This is a genomic window from Rheinheimera baltica, from assembly GCF_030731985.1.
GTDB classification, from domain to species: domain Bacteria; phylum Pseudomonadota; class Gammaproteobacteria; order Enterobacterales; family Alteromonadaceae; genus Alishewanella; species Alishewanella baltica.
This window is the reverse complement of the sequence record NZ_JAPJDY010000008.1, coordinates 206,631-230,296: the sequence shown is the minus strand read 5'-3', so window position 1 is coordinate 230,296 and position 23,666 is coordinate 206,631. Positions and strand designations below refer to the sequence as shown.

General features: G+C 47.0%; 22 protein-coding genes. 18 read left to right on the top strand and 4 right to left on the bottom strand.

The window, feature by feature from the left end; genetic code table 11:
* Nucleotides 1–129 precede the first annotated feature (129 nt).
* Together ORJ00_RS14725 and ygfZ are read right to left on the bottom strand one after the other, a co-directional pair.
* The gene (locus tag ORJ00_RS14725) at nt 130–615 is read right to left on the bottom strand and encodes an FKBP-type peptidyl-prolyl cis-trans isomerase (RefSeq protein WP_305974185.1); all 486 of its coding nucleotides are present in this window, start codon (nt 613–615) and stop codon (nt 130–132) included.
* A gap of 10 nt (nt 616–625) precedes the next feature.
* Entirely contained in the window at nt 626–1,594 is a 969-nt protein-coding gene (gene ygfZ / locus ORJ00_RS14720; protein WP_306140203.1) for a tRNA-modifying protein YgfZ, read from the bottom strand.
* Nucleotides 1,595–1,745: 151 nt separating this feature from the next.
* Between ygfZ and ORJ00_RS14715 the strand changes: the two genes are divergently transcribed.
* Entirely contained in the window at nt 1,746–1,997 is a 252-nt protein-coding gene (locus ORJ00_RS14715) for an FAD assembly factor SdhE (protein ID WP_306140202.1), read from the top strand.
* Nucleotides 1,984–2,415, top strand: coding sequence for a protein YgfX (locus ORJ00_RS14710; protein ID WP_305974188.1), 432 nt, complete (start codon nt 1,984–1,986; stop codon nt 2,413–2,415). The genes ORJ00_RS14715 and ORJ00_RS14710 overlap by 14 nt, the downstream gene beginning before the upstream one ends.
* 51 nt (nt 2,416–2,466) lie before the next feature.
* On the opposite strand, the gene nadB is transcribed toward ORJ00_RS14710, so the two are convergent.
* Nucleotides 2,467–4,074 carry an L-aspartate oxidase gene (nadB, locus tag ORJ00_RS14705; RefSeq protein ID WP_306140201.1) on the bottom strand — a complete coding sequence of 536 codons (1,608 nt, stop codon included), beginning with the start codon at nt 4,072–4,074 and terminating at the stop codon, nt 2,467–2,469.
* A 148-nt stretch (nt 4,075–4,222) separates the two neighbouring features.
* Between nadB and rpoE the strand changes: the two genes are divergently transcribed.
* The 11 genes from rpoE to acpS all read left to right on the top strand — a co-directional run bounded on the left by rpoE (nt 4,223) and on the right by acpS (nt 13,202).
* On the top strand, nt 4,223–4,798 hold the full coding sequence (rpoE, locus tag ORJ00_RS14700; protein ID WP_027670460.1) for an RNA polymerase sigma factor RpoE: 576 nt from the start codon (nt 4,223–4,225) through the stop codon (nt 4,796–4,798).
* 38 nt (nt 4,799–4,836) lie between these two features.
* Nucleotides 4,837–5,457, top strand: coding sequence for a sigma-E factor negative regulatory protein (locus ORJ00_RS14695; protein ID WP_051219757.1), 621 nt, complete (start codon nt 4,837–4,839; stop codon nt 5,455–5,457).
* Nucleotides 5,457–6,386, top strand: coding sequence for a MucB/RseB C-terminal domain-containing protein (locus ORJ00_RS14690; protein ID WP_306140200.1), 930 nt, complete (start codon nt 5,457–5,459; stop codon nt 6,384–6,386). The genes ORJ00_RS14695 and ORJ00_RS14690 overlap by 1 nt, the downstream gene beginning before the upstream one ends.
* On the top strand, nt 6,386–6,838 hold the full coding sequence (locus ORJ00_RS14685) for a SoxR reducing system RseC family protein (protein WP_306140199.1): 453 nt from the start codon (nt 6,386–6,388) through the stop codon (nt 6,836–6,838). Before ORJ00_RS14690 ends, ORJ00_RS14685 begins: the two co-directional genes overlap by 1 nt.
* 172 nt (nt 6,839–7,010) lie before the next feature.
* A complete protein-coding gene (gene lepA, locus ORJ00_RS14680; RefSeq protein ID WP_027670463.1) occupies nt 7,011–8,810 on the top strand; it encodes a translation elongation factor 4 in 1,800 nt (599 codons plus the stop codon).
* A 13-nt stretch (nt 8,811–8,823) separates the two neighbouring features.
* Nucleotides 8,824–9,747 carry a signal peptidase I gene (lepB, locus tag ORJ00_RS14675; RefSeq protein WP_027670464.1) on the top strand — a complete coding sequence of 308 codons (924 nt, stop codon included), beginning with the start codon at nt 8,824–8,826 and terminating at the stop codon, nt 9,745–9,747.
* A gap of 30 nt (nt 9,748–9,777) precedes the next feature.
* Nucleotides 9,778–10,452, top strand: a complete 675-nt coding sequence (rnc, locus tag ORJ00_RS14670; protein ID WP_027670465.1) for a ribonuclease III — start codon at nt 9,778–9,780, stop codon at nt 10,450–10,452.
* Complete coding sequence (gene era / locus ORJ00_RS14665) at nt 10,442–11,350, top strand: GTPase Era (protein WP_027670466.1); 909 nt, start codon at nt 10,442–10,444, stop codon at nt 11,348–11,350. Before rnc ends, era begins: the two co-directional genes overlap by 11 nt.
* Before the next feature lie 6 nt (nt 11,351–11,356).
* Nucleotides 11,357–12,040: a DNA repair protein RecO gene (gene recO / locus ORJ00_RS14660; protein ID WP_306136527.1), complete on the top strand. Its 684-nt coding sequence runs from the start codon at nt 11,357–11,359 to the stop codon at nt 12,038–12,040.
* A 30-nt stretch (nt 12,041–12,070) separates the two neighbouring features.
* Nucleotides 12,071–12,805 (top strand): pyridoxine 5'-phosphate synthase, encoded by a 735-nt coding sequence (gene pdxJ / locus ORJ00_RS14655; protein ID WP_037053851.1) that lies wholly within the window; start codon nt 12,071–12,073, stop codon nt 12,803–12,805.
* 1 nt (nt 12,806) lies between these two features.
* Nucleotides 12,807–13,202 carry a holo-ACP synthase gene (gene acpS / locus ORJ00_RS14650; protein WP_027670469.1) on the top strand — a complete coding sequence of 132 codons (396 nt, stop codon included), beginning with the start codon at nt 12,807–12,809 and terminating at the stop codon, nt 13,200–13,202.
* A gap of 7 nt (nt 13,203–13,209) precedes the next feature.
* Here acpS and barA read toward each other — a convergent pair whose 3' ends face one another.
* Complete coding sequence (barA, locus tag ORJ00_RS14645) at nt 13,210–15,921, bottom strand: two-component sensor histidine kinase BarA (RefSeq protein ID WP_306140198.1); 2,712 nt, start codon at nt 15,919–15,921, stop codon at nt 13,210–13,212.
* 81 nt (nt 15,922–16,002) lie between these two features.
* Here barA and rlmD point away from each other — a divergent pair, with 81 nt between their 5' ends.
* The 5 genes from rlmD to eno all read left to right on the top strand — a co-directional run bounded on the left by rlmD (nt 16,003) and on the right by eno (nt 23,609).
* A complete protein-coding gene (gene rlmD / locus ORJ00_RS14640; protein ID WP_027670471.1) occupies nt 16,003–17,328 on the top strand; it encodes a 23S rRNA (uracil(1939)-C(5))-methyltransferase RlmD in 1,326 nt (441 codons plus the stop codon).
* Between the two features lie 17 nt (nt 17,329–17,345).
* The gene (relA, locus tag ORJ00_RS14635) at nt 17,346–19,541 is read left to right on the top strand and encodes a GTP diphosphokinase (RefSeq protein WP_306126892.1); all 2,196 of its coding nucleotides are present in this window, start codon (nt 17,346–17,348) and stop codon (nt 19,539–19,541) included.
* A 17-nt stretch (nt 19,542–19,558) separates the two neighbouring features.
* Complete coding sequence (gene mazG / locus ORJ00_RS14630; RefSeq protein ID WP_306136530.1) at nt 19,559–20,335, top strand: nucleoside triphosphate pyrophosphohydrolase; 777 nt, start codon at nt 19,559–19,561, stop codon at nt 20,333–20,335.
* Between the two features lie 285 nt (nt 20,336–20,620).
* Nucleotides 20,621–22,258: a CTP synthase gene (pyrG, locus tag ORJ00_RS14625; protein WP_305974202.1), complete on the top strand. Its 1,638-nt coding sequence runs from the start codon at nt 20,621–20,623 to the stop codon at nt 22,256–22,258.
* 58 nt (nt 22,259–22,316) lie between these two features.
* Complete coding sequence (gene eno, locus ORJ00_RS14620; protein ID WP_027670475.1) at nt 22,317–23,609, top strand: phosphopyruvate hydratase; 1,293 nt, start codon at nt 22,317–22,319, stop codon at nt 23,607–23,609.
* The last annotated feature ends 57 nt before the right edge of the window (nt 23,610–23,666 follow it).

The following is a 23,666-nucleotide window of genomic DNA, read 5'->3' as shown; positions in this document are numbered from 1 at the left end:
TGCTGTCGGTGTCAAGAATTTAGTTCTAATGCTAATACATTGTTAGCAAGTAAACATGGGCTAAAGGGACAAAAAATTTGATGAGATTAGCCGGCTGAGACGTTTATCCCAACCGGCTTACCTGCGTACTTAATGATCGGCGTGACCATCTAAACCATGCACATGGCCATGGTCTAACTCTTCTTCAGTGGCATCACGTACCAGCATTACTTCAACATCAAAGCTTAAATCAATGCCTGAAAGTGGGTGATTCCCATCGACGACGACTTCGTCCTCGGTAACTTCCAGCACAATAACTGACTGCTCGCGGCCATCTGGCCCTGCTGCACGAAAACGCATGCCAACAGACACATCCATGCCATCAAACATAGATTTAGGCACAGCCTGTGTTAACGCATCGTGGCGCTCACCATAGGCTTCTGCGGCTTTAATATCAGCTTTGAACTTAGCACCGGCAGCTTTTCCGGCCAGCGCTTGCTCTAGCCCTGGGATCAGTGAGCCGTGGCCAAATAAGAAGACTAAAGGTTCGCCGCCGACAGACGTATCTAATTCGTTACCTTGAGGGTCGGTAACGGTGTAATGCATGGCGACAACTTTGTCCTGAGAAATGGTCATGAAAACCTCTTTAATTTAACGAGTAAGGTAACGGCGTAATGTGCAGTGCCGGGGCACTGTCACTGCTTAGCCGTAATGAGTCTGCCGGTGTTATGTCGTTGGGCAAAACCGCAATTATCCATAATTGATTATGAATATTTGCCGCATTAACAACCTGGCCGCTCCGGCGCCAGTTTTCGCCTAATTGTATGTCGATGTCGGTGCCTGCTGCAGGTAGCTCTGCACTGTCGGCTTGTAATATAAACGCGGCTCTTTTATTGCCACCACGGTATTTAAGCCTGGCAACCGTTTCCTGCCCAATATAGCAGCCCTTACTAAAGCTAATAGCATCAAGTGCTTGTAAGTTAAGCATTTGCGGCACAAACTCGCCAATTAATCCCTGCTCAAGATAGCTAAAGCCGTGCTTAATATGCTGTACCAGCCAAACTGTAGGTGCGGCGAAGGGTAATGGTTGTTGCATCAGCGTGCGGGCATCATCCAATGGCATTAATAGTAAAAAGTGGTCGTCGGTTAATGCCAGAAGCAACGCACCGTTACTGCGACTAAGGCCACCATGTTTAGGCACGTCGAAGCCAAGTTGTTGTATCAAACTGGCCACATTATCACCACCTAAACCAAAACAGGCGAATTGTGACTGACCGGCGTCAAAACTCACTTTGGAAAATACACCAAACTTTTTCCATTGTGCGGTCGATGCGGTCAGTTCGTCGCGAAACGCTACTGTAATTAGCTGATCGCCATAGGTAGCAAGATAAAATTGTGACCACATTTTACCTTTGGCATCGCAGTGCGCACCATGTAAAAAATTGCTATCGGTTAACTGATCCACATCACAGGTGATTTGACCTTGTAAATATTTACGATTATCAATGCCGCCAACGAGTAAACTCTCAAAGGCGGGGAGTGGGGCAATAAAAGCGCCCTGAACCTGAGTGGATAAAGATGCGTATTGATCTGCGGTTAGCCAGGAAGTATGCATATAAATTGGGTACTCAATTTCAGCCGGACAACATATAAGGCTATGATTGGGGGAAAGCAGGAAAAGCTCAACCCCGTTTAATGAATTTTGTTAGAATTGACCACAATCATTGTTGATCCACTCGATCAGACAACTTTTATCAAGGAAATTTATGCCAGAGTTAATGATTAAGCCTCGACTACGTTGGGCCTGCCGGCGCGGTATGTTGGAACTTGATGTGTTATTAGCCCCCTTTGTTGAAGCTGGATATGACGCGTTAACGTTAGATCAAAAAAGAGATTTTGAACGATTACTCTCTTGCGATGATCCAGACTTATTTTCCTGGTTTATGGGCCATGCAACGTCACCCGATCCGGCAATACAAGCTTTAATCAAGTTGATTCTGGATCGTGTCCGCGTTTAACGTTGTACTAACGCCATCACGCTATGCCCGTCTTGGGTTACTGCTGCTGGCGTTGTTGCCTGTTTTGGTGTTAGCAACCCATCCGCTTGAAGGGGGGTGGCGCTATGCCCTGCTAATGTTGTCATTTGGGTATTACTGGCAATGCTATAGCCAGTTTAGCCAGCTTGAGCAGAGCACAATATTTACCCTTACGGCACAAGGACGATTACAAAGCGCTAATGCAAACCTGCCCTCAGGACAGTTAATCGCCGGGGGGCTTGTTAGCCAATATGTTCTAAAGCTGTGCTGGCGGTGTGATGACGGTGATGTGGTGCATCAACGCTGGATATTTGCCGATCAGTGCACAGATACGGAATATAGGGCTTTAGCTCGCTTGGTGAATCAAACTCATTGGCAACCGAGGCAGGCCAACGTCTGATGCGATGGCTTGCCCCAATATTGGTGTATCAAGTTTAACGTATTTTGGAGATTAGTTTGTCAACGGCGTTAGTATCGTCGGCTCGCTATTTGTCAGTAAATCTGGGTAGTCAAGATTATAGTGCAGTCCACGGCTTTCTTGGCGTTGCATTGCACAACGAATAATGAGTTCGGCTACCTGCACCAGGTTACGTAGTTCTAACAAGTTGTGACTTATGCGAAAGTGGTTGTAGTACTCATGTATTTCACGTTGTAATAGCTCTACCCTATGCAGTGCACGCTCTAGTCGTTTATTGGTACGTACGATGCCAACGTAGTCCCACATAAATAAGCGCAGTTCATGCCAATTGTGTGTAATAACCACTTCTTCATCTGAGTCGCTTACCCTGCTGTCGTCCCACTGCGGTAATAATGGCAATGCGCTGGTAACATCTAACTGCGCCAAAATATGCTTGGCAGCCGCTTGAGCAAATACTACACATTCGAGCAATGAATTACTCGCCATACGATTGGCACCGTGAAGTCCGGTGTACGCAACTTCACCGATAGCATACAGATTAGTAATGTCGGTTTGGCCATTAAGATTAGTCATAACGCCCCCACAGGTGTAATGGGCGGCAGGTACAACGGGAATAGGTTGCCGTGTTATATCAATACCCACACTTAAGCATTTAGCGTAAATAGTAGGGAAATGCTCAATAATAAAATTTTTCGGCTTATGGCTGATATCTAAATACACGCAATGCGTGCCCAGTCGTTTCATTTCAAAATCAATTGCCCGCGCAACAATATCACGTGGTGCCAGCTCAGCGCGTTCATCGAAATCTGGCATAAAGCGGCTGCCATCCGGCCGCTTTAAGTAAGCGCCTTCTCCTCGCATTGCTTCTGTAATTAAAAAGTTAGGCGCGTCCGGGTGATACAAGCTGGTTGGGTGAAACTGGTTAAACTCCATATTCGCTACCTGGCAACCAGCACGCCACGCCATGGCAATACCGTCGCCACTGGCGACGTCTGGGTTGCTGGTGTACAAATACACTTTACTGGCACCGCCGGTAGCTAATGCAATAAATCGGGCTTTTACCAGCTCAACTTTGGCGGCCGTTTTATTCCAAACGTAAGCACCGTAACAGCGTTTAGGATCCTGGTTAATTTTGCGGCCATTAATTAAATCTATTGCGTTGTAGTTTTCCAGCAGGTGAATATTCGGATGCGCTTTTACTTTATCAACTAAGGTAATTTGTACGGCCTGACCGGTAGCATCGGCTGCATGTAAAATGCGGCGATGACTATGGCCGCCTTCCCGCGTTAGGTGGTACTTCAGGCTGCCATCTTCACCTTGATATTGATCAAACGGAACGCCTTGGGCTATAAGCCATTCCATCGCACTTTTGGCATTGCCTGCGGTAAATTGTACTGCTGCTTCATTACACAAGCCAGCGCCGGCGACAAGGGTGTCGTTTACGTGTGACGCAATACTGTCGTTTTCATCAAATACTGCAGCAATGCCACCTTGCGCATACAGCGTAGATCCTTCGCGTAATGGGCCTTTACTTAACACCAGTACATTGGCGTTATCAGCCAGTTGCAGCGCGAGTGACAAGCCTGCTGCGCCACTACCAATAATTAAAACGTCACAGAGATATTCTTTTGCTTGCGTCATGCGATACACTTGTCATCAGTGGAATTGAGCCTATTGTAGCTTTTTTGCCATATTTAACAGAACTATTTCTGCGGTATACGGTCTTATCTTCATGCTAGACCAGCGCCAGTTAGCTTAATAATTAGTATTACAGGGGATTAGCTCGAACATGAGCGAGCAAGAATTGGACTGGCAGATTGTCCAGCGTGTACAGCAAGGCGATAAAGCCGCGTTTAATGTACTAGTGAAAAAATATCAGCATCGTATTGCGAACTTAATTTCGCGTTATGTCTCTAACCACGGAGACGTAGCAGATGTAGCCCAGGAAGCTTTTATTAAAGCGTATCGGGCTATTCCAGGCTTTCGCGGTGAAAGTGCGTTTTATACCTGGCTGTATCGTATTGCGGTTAACAGTGCTAAAAATTATCTGGTTGCCAATGGGCGTAAGCCTCCGGCAACAGATGTTGACGCTGAAGATGCTGAATATTTTGAGGGCAGTGATGCGTTAAAAGAACAGGACTCACCAGAGCAGCTATTGTTGTCTGATGAGATCCGACATGTGGTGTTTAGCACCATTGAAAAACTGCCGGACGAGCTGCGTACTGCAATTACATTACGTGAGCTGGAAGGGTTAAGTTATGAAGAAATTGCGGATGTTATGGGGTGCCCTATCGGCACCGTCAGAAGCCGTATTTTTCGGGCGAGAGAAGCCATTGATATACAGCTTAAACCGTTGATAAGCTAGCCATCAGGGCAAAATCAGTAACTAAGACAGGAAACATTATGTCATCAGAACATCAGGATTGGCTCTCTGCTGCCAGTGATAACAACGCACTGACCAAAGCACAGCTTGACCGCTTGCTAAGCGACGCCGAACTGCAAAACACGCTTGCGCGTTACAATCTGATTGGCGCTACTTTGCGCCGTGAGACGCACAGCCCGCTGCAAGCTAATTTTAGCGATGATGTTATGCTGCAATTAGCGGATGAGCCTGTATATAATTTGCAGTCGAATCGCAGCATGTTACAGCGTATCAAATCTGCGGTAGCCGTAGCGGCTAATGGCACTTGGTTACAGCCAGTAGCACAAGGAGCGATTGCCGCAGGTGTTGCTTTAATGGCGGTGTTTGGTGTGCAGCAATATCAACAGTCACCTGAAGCAGCTTTAAGCCCGCAGCCGTTATTGCAAACGCAGCCTATTGCTGGATTTGCAACGCCGGTCAGCTTAAGCCAAACCACCGTGTCTGATCGTTTTGCCGAGCAAGAACAGCAGGCTATGCTAGAGCAGCAAAAACGCTTGCAGGCGTTGTTAAATGCTCATCGCCAGCAGGTTAGGGTTATGGAGCAGGCCCAACAGGCTAGCCATAACACACCAGATACTGGAACTGGACAGAACGAGCAATAATGATGCGATTCTCTGGCGTATGTAGTGCCATAGTGTTAGTCGTATTGTCGGGATTTGCCCATGCTGAACAAGAAGCCTGGGCATTGTTCGACAAAGTGCAGCACGCCGTTCAACAATATAATTTCGATACCTCATTTGTCGTGCTTAAAGGCACTAAGGTTGACACCTATCGATGGTTACATGGCCGCACAGATACGCAAGAAATAGAACACCTTATTCCTCTGGATACCAGCGGCGTTGATATATTGCGTCGTGATAGTGTGGTTTATTATTTGCTTACAGACCGGCCAGCATTTGTTACCCGCAGTAGCAGTATTCCTGAACTACCATCACTGCTGTTTGAACCGAAAAGCAAGGTGAGTGAGCTTTACAATGCGATTGCAGGAAGTAGTGCGGTGATGTCTGGGCGTAATGCACAGTTATTGCGCTTAACTGCAAAGCAGAGTAGCAGATATAATTATTGGCTTTGGCTGGATGCTGAAACCGGCTTTCCTCTGCGTATCGATACCTTATCTGAACAGCAAACTCCGTTGGAACGCTGGTTAGTGACGCATATGCAAATTAGTCCTGAGTTGCCGGAAAATTTGCGCGCCTTGATGGATGCGGATCTGCCTGCCCCTGCCGACAGTATTGATAAGGCTTTACCTCAAACCAGCCATCAACTTACGTGGTTGCCAGATGGGTATCAGCAAGTGACTGAGCCTGCCACTATTCCACAATTGGAAAAAAGTTTACTGAGCTATTGGTTATTAACCGATGGTTTGCATCAGGTATCAGTGTTTGTGCAGAATTCGCAGCGGTTGCCCACTCAGGCGTATCGTGATGGCGCAACAACCATCTTTGTTCAGGCTGGTAACAAAATGGAGGTTACCGTTATCGGTCCTGTTAGCATTGATACTGCCCGCCAGTTAGCGGCATCGGTACAGTAATGGTTGAGGAAATTGCAACCGTCGTCTCTTGCAGCGATGAAGGGGTTTGGCTTACCACAACACCCGTTGCCACTTGCAATACCTGCCAGGTTAATGATGATTGCGGTACTGGCATAGTGGCAAAGACGCTGACGGCACGTAAACACCACTTTTTCGTGCCATGCACACTTAAATTGTTGCCTGGTGAGCAAGTTAAAATTGGCTTGGCTGAGCAAAGCCTGCTAATGGCTGCTCTCATGGTTTATATGCTGCCACTACTGCTATTGTTGACATTGGCGTTGCTTGCTAATGCTCTGGGCTTAAATGAAGGCGGTGTGGTGCTGTTTGGATTCAGTGGCGGATTTGCAGGCTTTATCATTGCACGTCGCTATGGACAGTATCAGGAAAAACATACACACATCCATATTATTGACGTCCTGCCTTCGCTGGGTATTCAACAGCAGATACGCTAAAACCATCAGCACCACGCAATGACACGCTGCAGTTAATAACACATAGCAAGCAGACGCGGGATAGAGTACAATTCGCGCTAATTTATCGGAATAACCCGCGTTGACGCTGACGGTGCTTTATGGCTTGGCCATCTTTGCAACCAGGTGCAACGCTCACTGTTTTGCGGACAACATGCCTAAACTAAATCACATCAGAAACTTTTCTATTATCGCCCATATCGACCACGGTAAATCGACATTGTCAGATCGGTTAATACAGTTCTGTGGCGGATTATCTGATCGCGAAATGCAACAGCAAGTGTTGGATTCAATGGATCTGGAGCGAGAGCGCGGTATTACCATTAAGGCACAAAGCGTTACGCTGTATTATAAAGCAGACGATGGTGAAACCTACCAACTGAATTTTATCGATACACCGGGCCATGTCGACTTTACCTATGAAGTAAGCCGCTCGTTGGCTGCTTGTGAAGGCGCATTGTTGGTTGTTGATGCCGGACAAGGTGTTGAAGCGCAGACCGTAGCCAATTGTTATACTGCGCTGGACATGAATTTAGAAGTTATTCCGGTACTGAATAAAATTGACTTACCACAAGCTGAACCGGAGCGGGTGGCGCAGGAAGTTGAAGATATTATCGGTATTGAAGCGATGGGTGCGGTGCAATGTTCAGCAAAAACCGGCCTTGGTATTAAAGATGTTCTCGAAACAATCGTTAAAAAAATCCCGCCACCGGAAGGCGAGCCAGAGCAGCCAACGCAAGCACTGATCATTGACTCCTGGTTTGATGCCTATCAGGGCGTTGTGTCGCTGGTAAGAATTAAACACGGCAGTATTAAAGCTAAAGATAAGATTAAAATCATGTCAACCGGTCAAGTGTACGAAGTTGATAAGGTAGGTATTTTTAGCCCTAAAGCCACCAATACTGGTGCGCTGAATACCGGTGAAGTCGGTTTTATTATTGCCGGTATTAAAGAAATTAAAGGTGCACCCGTTGGTGATACGCTCACATTGTCAAAGAACAGTGCCGAGAAGCCACTGCCAGGGTTTAAACGCATAAAACCTCAGGTTTATGCTGGTGTGTTTCCTGTATCGTCAGACGATTATGAAGACTTCCGTGATGCATTGGCTAAGTTAAGCCTGAACGATTCATCGCTGTTTTATGAACCAGAAAACTCTGCATCACTGGGTTTTGGTTTCCGTATTGGTTTCCTTGGCATGCTGCATATGGAAATCATTCAGGAACGTTTGGAGCGTGAATACGATCTGGACCTGATTACAACCGCTCCTACGGTAGTTTATGAAGTGGTCAAGAAAGACGGTACAGTTTTACTGGTAGATAACCCCAGTAGTTTGCCCGCGGTAAACGACATTGACGAAATTCGTGAGCCTATCGTTGAAGCCCATATACTGGTGCCGCAAGAATATTTAGGCAATGTTATTACGCTATGTATCGAAAAACGTGGCGTGCAAACCAATATGTTGTATCACGGCCGCCAGGTTGCCGTAACGTATGAGCTGCCAATGGCTGAAGTGGTGATGGATTTCTTTGACCGGTTAAAATCAACCAGTCGTGGATATGCCTCATTAGATTACGCGTTTAAACGCTTCCAAACGTCAAATATGCAGCGGGTAGATATTTTGATCAACGGTGAGCGGGTTGATGCGCTGGCCATTATCAGCCATGTCGATTTTGCCCAAAGTCGTGGCCGTGAATTAGCTGAAAAATTAAAAGAGCTGATCCCACGGCAGATGTTTGATATCGCCATACAGGCGGCGATTGGTAATCACGTAATTGCACGTACCACCGTTAAGCAAATGCGTAAAAACGTATTGGCTAAATGTTACGGTGGCGACATCAGTCGGAAGAAAAAATTATTACAAAAGCAAAAAGACGGTAAAAAACGTATGAAGCAGGTGGGTAATGTGGAAGTTCCACAAGAAGCCTTCTTAGCCATTTTAAAAGTTGGTAAATAATTAAGGGTTTTACATGGCAGGTTACTTTGCAATTTTTCTGGTGTTGCTAACGCTCGCCAGCGGACTTATCTGGTTACTTGATGCATTCGTGCTGGCGCCAAAACGCCAGCAAAAACTTGCCACAGCGCAAGCGGCTGCTGGTGGTAGTTTGCCAGAAGCTGCCGGTACAGAACTGGTAAAAGAGCCGCAGATTGTTGAAACGGCAAAGTCGATTTTCCCTGTCATTGCGCTGATTACCATATTCCGCTCTTTTATTTATGAGCCGTTTCAAATTCCATCTGGTTCTATGATGCCAACGCTGTTAGTCGGTGATTTTATTTTAGTGGAAAAATTCTCCTACGATGTAAAAGATCCGGTCTGGCGCAGTACGCTTTACAGCAATGCCAAACCACAGCGCGGTGACGTTGCTGTATTTAAGTACCCTGAGCAGCCGACGGTAGATTATATTAAACGTGTTATCGGCTTACCTGGCGACAGGGTGATCTACCGTAATAAACAGTTGTTTATTGAAAAGGCCTGTGCTTCAGAACTAAGCGCAGCGTGCAAAAAGCTGGAAATGGTTGAGTTGGCATTACAAAACGAAGGCGAGTTTTATCAAGAGCAGTACCCACAACGCCGTTATACCGAGCAGCTTGGCGACGTGTCACACGATATATTACAAACCCCGGCACGGCGAGAGCATACCGAGTTTTTCTTTAAACAGCGCGGCACAGCCATTGATGAATTTATTGTGCCCGATGGCCATTATTTTGTATTGGGTGACAACCGGGACAATAGCCGGGATGGCCGGTTCTGGGGTTTTGTGCCAGAAGATAACATGGTTGGCAAAGCGGTGTTTATTTGGATGAGTTTTGAATTTAATACTGACCCGAACAGCTGGATACCGGGTTGGGTACCAACAGGTGTGCGTTTTGAGCGTCTTGGCCCTATTGGCTGAGGTTTGGTACCACGCCGTTAAGAGACAAACATGCAAAAATCGTTAAATCCCCTGATAGCCCGGCTGGGCTATCAGTTTCAACAACCTGCATTACTGGAGCAGGCCCTGACACACCGCAGTTGCAAAGGTCAGCATAATGAGCGACTGGAGTATCTTGGTGATGCGGTATTAAGCCTGGTGATTGCTGAAACCCTTTACGCTAATTTCCCTAAAGCCCGCGAGGGTGATTTAACCCGTATGCGTGCAACCTTGGTAAAAGGGGTCACGTTAGCGGAAATAGCTCAAGAGCTGCGACTATCTGAATATTTACGTTTAGGCCCAGGCGAGCTTAAAAGTGGTGGCTTTCGTCGTGAGTCTATTTTAGCTGATGCCGTTGAAGCCATTTTAGGCGCTATTTACCTTGATACCGGAATGGAAGCTTGTAAAGAGCGCATCCTGTTTTGGTTCGGTTCCAGGCTGGAAACCATTACTCCCGGTGAGCAGAAAGACTCGAAAACCCTGTTGCAGGAATACCTGCAAGGGCTACGCTTAGCATTGCCGTTGTATGATGTTATTGCCACTGTTGGTGAGGCGCATCAGCAAACCTTTACTGTACGCTGCTCGGTTGCAGGTATGGATCCTTTTATCGCTACCGGCAGTTCACGCCGCAAGGCAGAGCAGGACGCCGCTCATATGGCGCTGGAAAAAATTAAGCATGACAGATAGCACTGCAACTCCAACTTATGCTGCGCTAGTGGCTATAGTTGGCCGGCCTAACGTGGGTAAGTCGACACTGCTAAACCAGTTGGTTGGGCAGAAGGTGAGTATTACGTCAAAAAAACCGCAAACCACGCGTCACCGTATTGTTGGTATAGATACTCGGGAAAATTATCAAACCGTTTATGTTGATACGCCGGGCTTACACATTGAAGAAAAACGCGCCATTAACCGCTTAATGAATAAAGCCGCTGCCAGCTCTATTTTGGATGTTGAATTTGTGCTGTTTGTGGTTGAGGGTACGCGCTGGACTGATGATGACCAAATGGTGCTAAACCGACTAATCGCGTCGAAAAAACCGGTGGTGTTGGTGGTAAACAAAGTTGATCTTTATCGCGATAAAGACACCCTGCTACCGCATTTGCAATGGTTGGGTAGTCAGCTAAGTTTTGTCGATGTAGTGCCGTTGTCTGCTGAAACAGGCGACAATATCAATGCCCTGCGGGCGGTAGTGCAAAAACACTTGCCGCCATGCGAGTTTTTCTTTCCGGATGACTATGTAACAGACCGGTCAATGCGCTTTATGGCTGCAGAAATCGTACGGGAAAAGTTAATGCGCTTTTTAGGCGACGAACTACCGTATTCGGTGACCGTAGAGATTGAACGTTTTAAGTGGGAAGAGAAACACTACCATATCGCCGCTCTGGTATTAGTTGAGCGTGAAAGCCAAAAACGTATGGTTATTGGTAATAAAGGTGAGCGTATTAAAACCATTGCCACTGAAGCACGTATTGATATGGCCGCCATGCTGGAACAACCGGTGTTCCTTCAAGTATGGGTTAAGGTGAAGTCGGGCTGGGCAGACGATGAAAGGGCACTTCGCAGCTTGGGCTACGGCGAAGACTAGCATTGCATGCACGCTGAACTTTGGCCTGCTTACATCTTACATAGCCGCCCGTTTGGCGAAGATAAGCTGATTTTGCAATTGTTGCTGCCAGAACAAGGCAGATTATCGGCAGTGGTGCGAAAGAAACAAGGTAAGCAACGATTAGCCTTGCAACCTTATCAATTGTTTATGTTGCAGTTAATCGGGCGCAGTGAGCTAAAAACGGTAAAAACGATAGACGAAGCTCAACCTGCATTTTTGTTCAGCGGTAAGGTACTTTATAGCGCAATCTATCTCAATGAACTGGTGTGTCGGTTATGGCCGGATAATTTAGCAGCAGAGCAGCTGTTTAATGTTTACCAGCAAAGCTTACACCAGCTATGGATGGTACAGCAGCAGGGGGTGGAGTTGGAGCCTTGCCTGCGAGAGTTTGAGTTTGCGCTGTTAGCAGAGCTAGGGTTGCCTATTGACTGGCAGTACGATAATTGTGGTGAAGCATTGCAAGCCAGCGCCAGTTATCAATGGCACAGCGAGTTAGGGTTTGTTGCTGCTGTCAGCGGATTTCGGGGTGAGCACTTGCTAAATATTGGCACGGGTCAGTGGCAAGATGCAGAAACACGTCGCTGTGCTAAACAGCTTAGCCGGCAAATACTCACCCCACTGCTTGGAGCTAAACCCCTTGCCAGCCGGGCGTTATTTGCGGGGCAATAATATTTTTTTCGACAATGTCCGGAGTAAGACATGCTGAATCCTATTTTTCTTGGTGTAAACATCGATCACGTTGCCACGTTGCGCCAAGCACGTGGTACTTATTACCCAGAGCCGGTTCACGCTGCGTTGATGGCTGAACAAGCAGGTGCAGATGGGATCACCGTACATTTGCGTGAAGACAGGCGGCATATTATTGACCGTGATGTGTTTGTACTGCGTCAAACCATTGCAACCCGACTTAATTTTGAAATGGCGGTAACGGACGAAATGCTTGCGATTGCTGGCAAACTTGCCCCTCATTTTGCTTGCTTTGTGCCCGAGAAACGTCAGGAGTTGACGACAGAAGGCGGTTTAGAGGTGGCCGGTCAGTTAGACCGCATCACCGATGCGGTAACTCAGATGCGTGAGCAGAATATTCTGGTGTCGTTATTTATCGATGCCGACCATGCACAAATCGAGGCTGCGGCGAAAGCGGGTGCACCTTACATTGAAATTCATACTGGTAAATACGCAGAATGCACCGATGCCGTCGCGCAGGCAGCTGAGTTAGCGCGTATAGCCAAGGCGGCAGAGTTTGCATCCAGTCTGGGGCTTATTGTCAATGCTGGCCACGGTTTGCATTATCATAATGTGCAGCCTATCGCTGCTATTCCGCAAATGTACGAGTTAAACATTGGGCATGCCATTATAGCACGCGCCGTGTTTAGCGGTTTAGACGCGGCTGTACGTGAGATGAAGCGACTGATGGTTGAGGCGCGTCGATAACATGGCGATAGTGGGGTTGGGAACCGATATTGTCGAGATAGCACGCATTGAGCAAAGCTTAACGCGCAGCCCAGCTTTACTGAAGCGAGTATTAACAGAAAGTGAGCAAGTTATCTTCGCTACGATGGCTGATAAGCATCCTGCTAATGCGGCACGCTATTTCGCCAAACGCTTTGCGGCAAAAGAGGCGGCAGCAAAAGCGCTGGGCACAGGTATTGGCCGCGGTGTTTCATTTCAGCATATCCATATTAGTAATAATGCTGACGGTGCACCGTTGTTAAGCTTAAGTGACTATGCGGCTGAACTTGCTGCGACCATGGCGGTTAGCCATATCTGGTTATCGATCACCGATGAGCAAGCTTATGCAGCTGCAACGGTCATTCTGGAGCGACAATAAACAAGCTTTACCAGTCGCTCCATTGCTGGCTCTCTTGCCACAACGCTTGCATAATATCATCCAGTTCAAGCAGTTCAGGCTCCAGCTGTGCAAGTTTTTCATCTTGCTTTAGCTGAGTCTCAAGCAATTCTGCCAGTTGCTTCAACCGGGGTACGCCGGTGTAACAACAGGCACCATGCAGTTTATGTACTTGTTGGAGTAATTCAGCAGTATTATGTGTAGCCTGAGCATGTTGCATGGCAGCGCGGCTTGCTGGAATACTGCTTACGAGCATTTGTAGCATTTCTTTTACTAAGCTGCACTTGCCACTAGCGCGTTCCAGCGCCAACGGCCAGTCAATTAATTTGCTAACGGGCCAGTTTGGTGCAGGGGGCTGAGTACGGCCTACAGGACAAAACTCGCGCAGCGTACAGTGCAACATATTTTCATCCAGCGGCTTGCTTAAAAACTCATTAAAACCTAGCGTAAGCAAGCGCGCACGTTCACCATCAACAGCGTGAGCCGTGACCGCAACGATGGGAGTGTGTTCGTTTAAGGAGCTTTGACGAATGCGCTGACACGCGGTAATGCCATCCATTACCGGCATATTGATATCCATAAATATAATATCGTAGACATGCTGCGTAGCCTTATGCCACGCTTCTGCGCCGTCTTGAGCTGAATCAATATGTTCTACTTGCTCTGCCAAAAGCGTATTGATAAGTTTTAAATTGGCATCGTTGTCATCCACAGTAAGCACTTTTAAGTTACTTAGGCTTTGGTCAGACTGCTCATCAATGATGGTTTTTTCACTTAGGTACGGTTGCGCTAACGCCGCTGCCAACTTACGTAAGTGAGGCGGTTTAGATAAACAAGCATCGGCTCCCGCGCTAAGGATGGATTCTCTTAAATGCGGTGACAGGGTATTGACTAACAAACAGGTATGACCGCTTTGAGGTTTTACTTGCTGAATAAGGGCAAGTACCTGATTAACTTGATTCAGTGCAATGGTTCGGCCAATTAGACTAATATCGTATCGCTTACGCTGAGCCAATGCTTGTTGTAGCTGGCCTTTCGTCGCACATGCTGTTACCTGCAATCCCCAACTGTGCAACACACTAAGCGTCGCTTCGCGTGAATGTTGCTGGGGTTCAAAATACAATAGCGATTTATTTTCTAACACGTCCAGCGGCAGGCTGTCTGCAACAGATAATTGGTGTCTCAGGCATTTAAGAGTAAACCAAAAAGTAGACCCCTCAGCCGGTTTACTTTCAAAACCAATATTGCCGCCCATGGCCTTTGTCAGTCGCTGTGAAATCATTAGACCAAGGCCAGAACCTGATTGATGACTGCGCGATTCACTTTGTGTAAAGCCTTGAAATAGTTGTGCTTGTTGCACTTCATTAATGCCTCGGCCGGTGTCTTGTACGGAGCAATGAAGAAACAGTTGGTCTTCATTTAGTAAAGTTGCTGATACCCGAATAACAATGCTGCCATGATCTGTAAATTTAATCGCATTGCCAGCGATATTCATCAAAACTTGCACAAAGCGGGTAGGGTCGGCGACCAGATCATCCGGGCAGGAAGGCTCAACCATTAACACCAGTTCCAGATGTTTTTCAAAGGCATTTGCGGCAAGCAGCTCGGTAGCATCATTTAGCAAATCGCGCAGTGAAAATGGCTCAGGGTTAATGGATAAACGGCCTTCCTCCAATTTAGAAAAATCAAGCACGTCATTAACCAAACGCAGCAAACTGTTAGCGGACTTTTGGATGGTGGTTAGGTAATCATACTGATTGCTGGACAATTGCGTTTTGAGCAATTGACGGGTAAAGCCAATAACCCCGTTTAGCGGTGTACGCAGTTCGTGACTCATTTTTGCCAGAAAATCTGATTTTTGCCGGTTTTCTTCCTGCGCTTTGCGCCGGGAGAAATCTAGCTCAATGTTTTGTACTTCCAACTGTTCCATACTCTGCTGCAAATCGCTGGTAACTTGCTCTATTTGCTGCTGCGTTTCTTGCTCTTGTGCACTTAAACGGCCACTAAGCTGGATCAGACTATTTTGCAGTGCAGATAACTCACGGACCATGCCATCGGCGACGACGTTTGGTGTTTGGCCGTTAATTAGCTGCTGTAGTTGTTGCTGTAGTCGTCTTACCGGCTGATATAACCGCCGGAGTAAAAACAGTGTCGGTATGGTTACTGCGAGCAAAAAGCTTAATGTCAGCATGCTAATGTGTAGCAGCATATTTTGTAATGCTAACTGCAGTTGCGCTTTGGGTAACTGTAATAAGATATAGCCGTTGTTACTGTTGTCATCGACCGTTTTCGCCGGCAGCGGTTGGTAAACAGCCAGATATTTATCTGTCTCCAGAGTAAAACCGTTAGCCGGTAACTGCTGTATCTGACTAAGCTGCAGCTCAGCATCGGCCTGTTGCGGATTAGTGTGCAGTAACGGCTGACGATTAGCATCAAAAAGGCTAATGTTGCTTAACAGTGGTGAATTTAAACGGTGCGTGCTATCAAACAATTGTTGCAAGGTAACTAGATTCTGCCTGCTGAGTAAATCCTGGCTACTGATTGCTAATGGTAAGGCAATCTGACGAGCTTGCTGGGTAAAAGAAAGTGTTATCTCCTGATAGCGAACATAGCTAAAATAGCTGGCACAGAATACACTAACCAGCAAAGCTGGTAGCACAGTGCAAAGCAGTAACCACGAACGCAATCCTATTTTAGTCATTGTTGCAGGCTATTAAAAAATAACTAGTGTATTGATAATGACATAAGACACTGCACTTGCCTATAACCCGATAGAGAAGCCATGTTAAACATATACAAAGCCAAACCTAAAGCCAGCCTGTTGGGCAAGACAATAACCTTTAGTATTGACAGTAACGATTACGAAGTACATGGCATAAGTCAGCACGAAAAAAAAATTGTCTTTGTCAGTGCTGCGCTACCGGGTGAGCGTGTACAGGCAAAGGTAACAGAAGACAAAGCTGCTTTCATAAAAGCGTCAACGGTGAAAGTGCTACAAGCGTCGCCATTGCGTATTACGCCGCCCTGCGAGTATGCCCGGGCCTGTGGTGGTTGTCAGTTGCAACACCTTGGTGTGACGTCGCAACGAGAGCTAAAACAGCAAGGCATAGATAAGTTAATTTGCCATCAAACGGGCTTAACGGTTTTGCCGTGGCAACCCATGTTGATAGCTGACGACAGCGGTTACCGGCGGCGTGCACGTATAAGTATTTGGTACGACAAAAAACAGCGCCAATTTAGCGTTGGCTTCCGTCAACACGCGGATAAACACATCGTTGCCGTCAACCATTGTATGGTGTTGTCACCCCAGTTAGCGCCGGTGTTTAACGTGTTAAATGCGGTGTTGCCACAGCTACAGGATCCAATGGCAGTAACCCATGCCGAAGTATTGCAGGCAGGCGATACCGCTTATGTTATTTTGCGTCATATTAAACCGATAAGTGCGCACGATCAGACGTTATTTGTAGATGCGTGGCCAGAAGCGGTTTGGTTAGGTGAAGCCGAACCTGGAAAGTTTTGTTACTGGCATAACACGGTGACGCCGCAGTACCAGTTAAGCGAGCAGGCGTTGACACTACAGTTTTCACCAAATGACTTTATTCAGGTTAATGCTGTTCTTAACCAACAGATGGTAAGTCAAGCGCTTAGTTGGCTGGACGTTAACAGCAACGATGTTATTCTGGACTTGTATGCGGGTATAGGTAACTTTACATTGGCACTGGCACAACGCGCTAAAACGGTGCGTGCTTTGGAAGGTGTTGCTGAAATGGTGCAACAACTGGAAACCAATGCTAAGGTAAACGGTCTTAGCAATGTAGAAGCATATCAAGCTGATTTGCATTTGGCATGGCCAAAAACCAGTTGGAACAAGCCTGATTATAACAAGGTGTTACTTGATCCGGCGCGCGCAGGTGCCGCGGGTGCCATCGAACAAATTGTTCGGTTAAAACCGGCACAGATATTGTACGTGTCGTGCAACGCCGCGACATTTGCCCGCGATGCGAAAATGTTGCTACAAAATGGCTATACGTTAGCGAAAGTCTGTGGCGTAGATATGTTTACGCACACCAGTCATCTGGAATTAATGGCGTTGTTCAGCCGGTCGTAATATAGAGGGAACAGCACATGGTAAGGGTGCGTCAGTCACACAGCACAGATTACAACAGTGGTGAAACACTGGAATGGTTGTGCTCGCTGGGATTGAATGAAAAGAAAATCAGCAGTCTGATGAGTGCCGCCGAGTGGTTGAAGCAGCATCAGTTAGTAGAGCCTGATCCTGCTGTACGAACCGGTTGGGAGATGGTCGAAATACTGGCAGAACTGCGGATGGACAGTGACTCATTGCTTGCAGCGTTGCTGTTTCCTTTGCTGGAAGCTCAGCAGGTTAATATAGAGCAATTGGAGCCTGAATTTCCTGCCAATGTTATCGGCATGCTGCGTGCGGTGCAGCAGATGGAAGCTATTCGTACTATTCCTACCGGGCCTAATCAAAGTGTTAATCCGCAGCAGGCCGATAATTTGCGGCGCATGTTGCTGGCGATGGTAGAAGATGTGCGCGCTGTAGTGATAAAACTCGCCGCCCAAATTTGTTATCTGCGTGAAGTGAAAAATGCAGATGAAGAAACCCGTGTACTGGCTGCCAAAGAAACCAATGCCATTTTTGCCCCGCTGGCAAACCGGTTAGGCATAGGGCAACTAAAATGGGAGCTGGAAGATTTAGCCTTTCGTTATCTGCATCCGCAACTGTATAAACAAATTGCCAGTCTGCTGGAAGAGAAACGCTTAGACCGTGAGCAGTACATGCAAGATTTTGTCGCCTCGGTGCGGCAAAAAATGGCGGAAGCCAACGTGATTGCTGACGTGTATGGCCGACCCAAACATATTTTTAGTATCTGGAAAAAAATGCAGAAGAAACAACTGGCGTTTGATCAGTTGTTTGATTTGCGTGCCGTGCGCATTGTTACCGACCGGGTACAAGACTGTTATGCCGCCCTGGGTTTAGTGCACACCAGTTGGCGACATTTGCCTAAAGAGTTTGATGACTATATTGCCACGCCTAAACAAAACGGCTATCAGTCCATTCATACCGTGGTGCTTGGGCCACTAGGCAGGGCCGTAGAAATACAAATTAGAACCCGGCAGATGCACGAAGACTCTGAGCTTGGGGTTGCGGCGCACTGGCGCTACAAAGAAGGTGCTGTCGCCAGTAAAGATGGTGCTAATGATGAAAAAATTGGTTGGCTGCGCAAGTTACTGCAGTGGCAGGAAGACGTAGTTGACAGTGCGGATCTGGCTGAAGAGCTGCGCAATCAGGTAATTGAAGATCGGGTGTATGTGTTTACGCCCAAAGGCGATATTGTTGATTTACCTATGGGCTCAACGCCGTTGGATTTTGCGTACTATGTGCATAGTAATGTAGGGCATCGCTGTATTGGTGCCAAAGTGTCAGGCCGAATTGTGCCATTTACCTACCAAATGAAAACCGGTGATCAGGTTGAAATTCTGACCGGACGCGAACCCAACCCCAGCCGTGATTGGTTAAACCCCCATCTGGGGTATTTAAAATCCAGTCGCGCGCGTTCCAAGGTACAGTATTGGTTTCGCTTACAAGACCGTGATAAAAACCTGGCGGCAGGCAAAGAGTTACTGGATACCGAATTAAGCCGGCTTAACTTGCTAATGGAGTTTCCTGCCAAGGTGTTGGCCCGCTTTAATGTCAACAGTATGGATGAACTGTTGGTCGGCATTGGTGGTGGCGAGATTAAAGTGACTCAGGTCGTGCATTTTATTCAAAGCCAGTTTGTTAAAACCGAAGAGCCGGAGATCGACCCACGTTTAATCACCAAACCGCTGGCGCCAACGCGGGCTAAAAGCGATGTTGTGGTACAGGGCGTTGGTAACTTATTAACGCATATGGCCGGTTGTTGCCACCCGCTGCCGGGCGATGCCATTATTGGTTATATTACGCAAGGCCGTGGTATTGCTATTCATCGCGATGATTGTGATCAATTTAAAACGCTGCAGGATAGCCATCCGGAACGTGTGGTTGATGCCACCTGGGGTGATAAGTATGCGTCGGGTTACGAGGTAGATATTCGTATTGTTGCGCACGACCGAAACGGCTTACTGCGAGACATCACCAGCATTTTGGCCAATGAAAAGGCCAATGTAACGAAAATGAGCAGTAGTTCAGATATCAAAGCGCAAACCGCAGTCATTAATATGACCTTGGAGCTATATAACCTGGACTCATTAAATAAATTACTGAGTAAAATTAGCCAGATAGATGATGTTGCTGAAGCGAAACGCTTTCATCATTAAGCATAAAAGAGATTAAGGTGCCAGATAATATTACCCGACTGTTAGGCATTATGAGCCGCCTGCGCGACCCGCAAACCGGCTGTCCGTGGGATTTAAAACAAAGCTACGCCAGCATAGTACCGTACACGCTGGAAGAAGCGTATGAAGTTGCGGACGCTATTGCACGTGAGAACTTTGACGAGTTAAAAGACGAGTTGGGTGACTTGCTGTTTCAGGTGGTGTTTTATGCGCAAATTGCAAAAGAAGAAGGGCGGTTTGAGTTTGATGATTGCGCTGCGGCGATTTGCGATAAATTAGAGCGGCGCCATCCGCACATTTTTAGCGATGTCACCGCAGAAGATGCAGACACCGTGCTTAGAAACTGGGAAGCGCTAAAAAGCGCCGAGCGCAAACATAGTGGTTTACACAGTGTGCTGGACAATATTCCCCAGGCTATGCCCGCATTAAGTCGGGCGTATAAGTTACAAAAGCGCTGCGCCAACGTAGGCTTTGATTGGCCCAATGTGGAAGGCTGCTGGGACAAAGTAAAAGAGGAAATCATCGAAGTAGAACAAACCCAACCAGGCAGTCCTGAGCTGACCGAGGAGTTGGGGGATTTAATGTTTGCTTTGGTTAACGTGGTACGAAAGCACAAACTTGATCCAGAAGCCGTACTGCGCGCGGCAAATACCAAGTTTGAAATGCGTTTTCGTGGTGTAGAGCAAGCGCTGGCAGCGCAAGGGAAAAGCCCAGAGCAAAGCAACCTGGATGAAATGGAAGCACTGTGGCAGCAGGTTAAACGGCGTAAGAACTGAAGCAACCTGGCTGCTAACAATCTCTTACCTATCTTTGAACATTGGCTGACATATATCTGTTAGTCGATGATCGGGTAGTTATAGAACGCGGTAAAACAGCTTTCTTGGATTAAATTTCATTGCTGCTCAGCTTTACATTGAGTGGCTGCGCAGGCTTTGCTATAATTTTCTCCCGTCCTGATACCAATTCTACAACAGTCTTTTCTTCCCTGTGTACTGCACTGGGTGATTGCTGTTTTTAGTGTTTGGTATTCATCTATTGATTAACATTGTCTCAGGGGTCTCATGACTACAAGATATATCTTTGTGACGGGTGGCGTGGTTTCATCGCTCGGTAAAGGCATTGCTGCTGCTTCACTGGCTGCTATTTTAGAAGCGCGGGGCCTGAAAGTAACCATCCTCAAACTTGACCCCTACATTAACGTTGATCCGGGCACCATGAGCCCTATTCAGCATGGTGAAGTATTCGTTACCGAAGACGGCGCGGAAACCGACCTTGATCTTGGCCACTATGAGCGTTTTATTCGTACCAAGATGAGCAAGCTGAATAACTTTACGCAAGGCCGTATATACGCTGATGTGCTGCGCCGTGAACGTCGCGGTGATTATTTAGGCGCGACCATTCAGGTTATTCCGCACATTACTAATGAAATTAAAACCCGTGTTGTTGCTGGCGCTGAAGGCTACGATATTGCCATTGTTGAAATTGGCGGCACGGTGGGCGATATCGAGTCATTGCCATTTTTAGAAGCGATACGCCAACTGGGCACCGAAGTTGGTCGTGAGCGTACCTTGTACATGCACTTAACGTTAGTGCCATACCTGGGCACTGCGGGTGAAATTAAAACCAAACCAACACAGCACTCGGTAAAAGAATTGCGCTCTATTGGCATTCAGCCAGATATTTTAGTGTGCCGGTCAGACCGTGCTATTCCATCGAATGAGCGCGCGAAAATTGCACTGTTTACTAATGTTGAAGAAAAAGCGGTGATCTCGTTAAAAGATGTCTCCAGCATATACCAAATTCCTGCCCTGCTTAAATCTCAGGGGCTGGATGATTTAGTCTGTCGCCGGTTTTATATTGAGGCGCCAGAAGCCGATTTAGTTGAATGGGAACAGGTACTGTACCAAGAGTCGAACCCCACCGGTGAAATTACCATTGGCATGGTAGGCAAATACGTCGAGTTACCTGATGCCTATAAATCAGTAAACGAAGCATTAGGTCATGCTGGCCTTAAAAACCGCGTAACGGTAAACATTAAATACATTGACTCACAAGACGTTGAAAGCAAAGGCGTGGGAGTGTTGGCTGGGGTAGATGGTATTTTAGTGCCCGGTGGCTTTGGCGAGCGTGGTGTTGAAGGTAAGATTTTAGCGGCCCAGTATGCTCGTGAGAATAACGTGCCTTATTTAGGCATTTGCTTAGGCATGCAAGTCGCATTAATCGAGTTTGCCCGCAACGTAGTGGGTATGACACATGCGCACTCAACAGAGTTTAATAAAGATACACCTTACCCGGTAGTGGGTTTAATTACCGAATGGCGTGATGCTGATGGTTCAGTAGAAACCCGTACTGATAAATCAGACCTTGGCGGGACGATGCGCTTAGGTAGCCAAAACTGTAACCTTGTTGATAATACTAAAGCCCGCGAAATTTATGGCAAAGCAGTTATTCAGGAGCGGCATCGTCATCGCTATGAAGTGAATAACAACTTGCGGCCACAATTAGAAGAGGCTGGACTCGTGGTATCCGGTTTGTCGGCCGACAATCAATTGGTTGAGATGATAGAAATACCGTCTCACCCGTTTTATGTCGCAGGGCAATTTCATCCGGAATTTAACTCTACCCCACGTGATGGTCACCCGCTGTTTCAGGGCTTTGTCGCTGCAGCGTACAAAGCGCAGAAACAGCAACGCGTTTAACTTTGCTAAGCCGTGCTACTTTGCACGGCTTTTTTCGTTTTAACAGGGAAATTTAAGCATGTCTGAAATTGTAAAAATTATCGCCCGTGAAATCATGGATTCCCGTGGCAATCCAACAGTAGAAGCTGATGTGTACTTAGCCAGTGGTGCTATGGGTCGTGGTTGTGCGCCATCTGGTGCGTCAACCGGTTCTCGCGAAGCGTTAGAGCTGCGCGACGGCGACAAAAGCCGTTATTTAGGAAAGGGCGTATTAAATGCTGTTGCAAACATCGCAGGCCCTATTCAGGCCGCGTTGTTGGGCAAAAACGCATATAACCAAGCGAACGTTGATCAGGTGATGATCGACTTAGATGGCACTGAAACGAAAAGTAAACTGGGTGCCAATGCCATACTGGCCGTGTCACTTGCTGTTGCTCGCGCGGCAGCTGTAGATAAAAAAATTCCATTGTATCAACATATTGCCGATTTAAACGGCACGCCAGGTGTGTATAGCATGCCAGTGCCGATGATGAATATCATTAACGGTGGCGAGCACGCTGACAACAACGTTGATATTCAAGAGTTTATGGTGCAGCCAGTCGGCGCAAAAAACTTTGCTGAAGCGCTGCGTATGGGCGCTGAAATTTTCCATAGCTTGAAAAAAGAGCTGCAAAAGCGTGGCTTAAATACGGCTGTTGGCGATGAGGGCGGTTTTGCACCAGACTTAAAATCAAACGAAGAAGCACTGTCGGTGATTGTTGAAGCAGTAAAAGCTGCTGGTTACGAGATGAACAAAGACATTACCTTAGCCCTTGACTGTGCGGCGTCTGAATTTTACAAAGACGGTAAATACGTATTAAGCGGTGAAAACAAGAGCTTTGATTCTTTCGGCTTTAATGACTATTTAGCCGGTTTAACCCAGCGTTACCCTATTGTGTCGATTGAAGATGGCCTGGACGAAAGTGATTGGGACGGTTGGAAAGACTTAACCAATAAAATTGGCGACAAAGTGCAGCTGGTTGGTGATGATTTATTTGTGACTAACACCAAGATTTTAACCCGCGGCATTGAACAGGGCATTGGTAACTCTATCCTGATCAAGTTTAACCAAATTGGTTCTCTGACCGAAACGCTGGCGGCGATTAAAATGGCAAAAGACGCTGGCTTTACTGCGGTTATTTCACACCGCAGTGGTGAAACCGAAGATGCCTTTATTGCCGATTTGGCAGTAGGTACTGCAGCTGGCCAGATTAAAACTGGTTCTCTGTGCCGCTCTGACCGTGTATCTAAGTACAACCAGTTGCTACGCATCGAGCAGGAATTGGCCGGTAAGGTGCCATACAATGGCCGTAGCGAGATTAAAGGTCAGTAATCACTGACGTTTGCTCAAACAACGCCACCTTCAGGTGGCGTTGTTGTTTTAAGCACA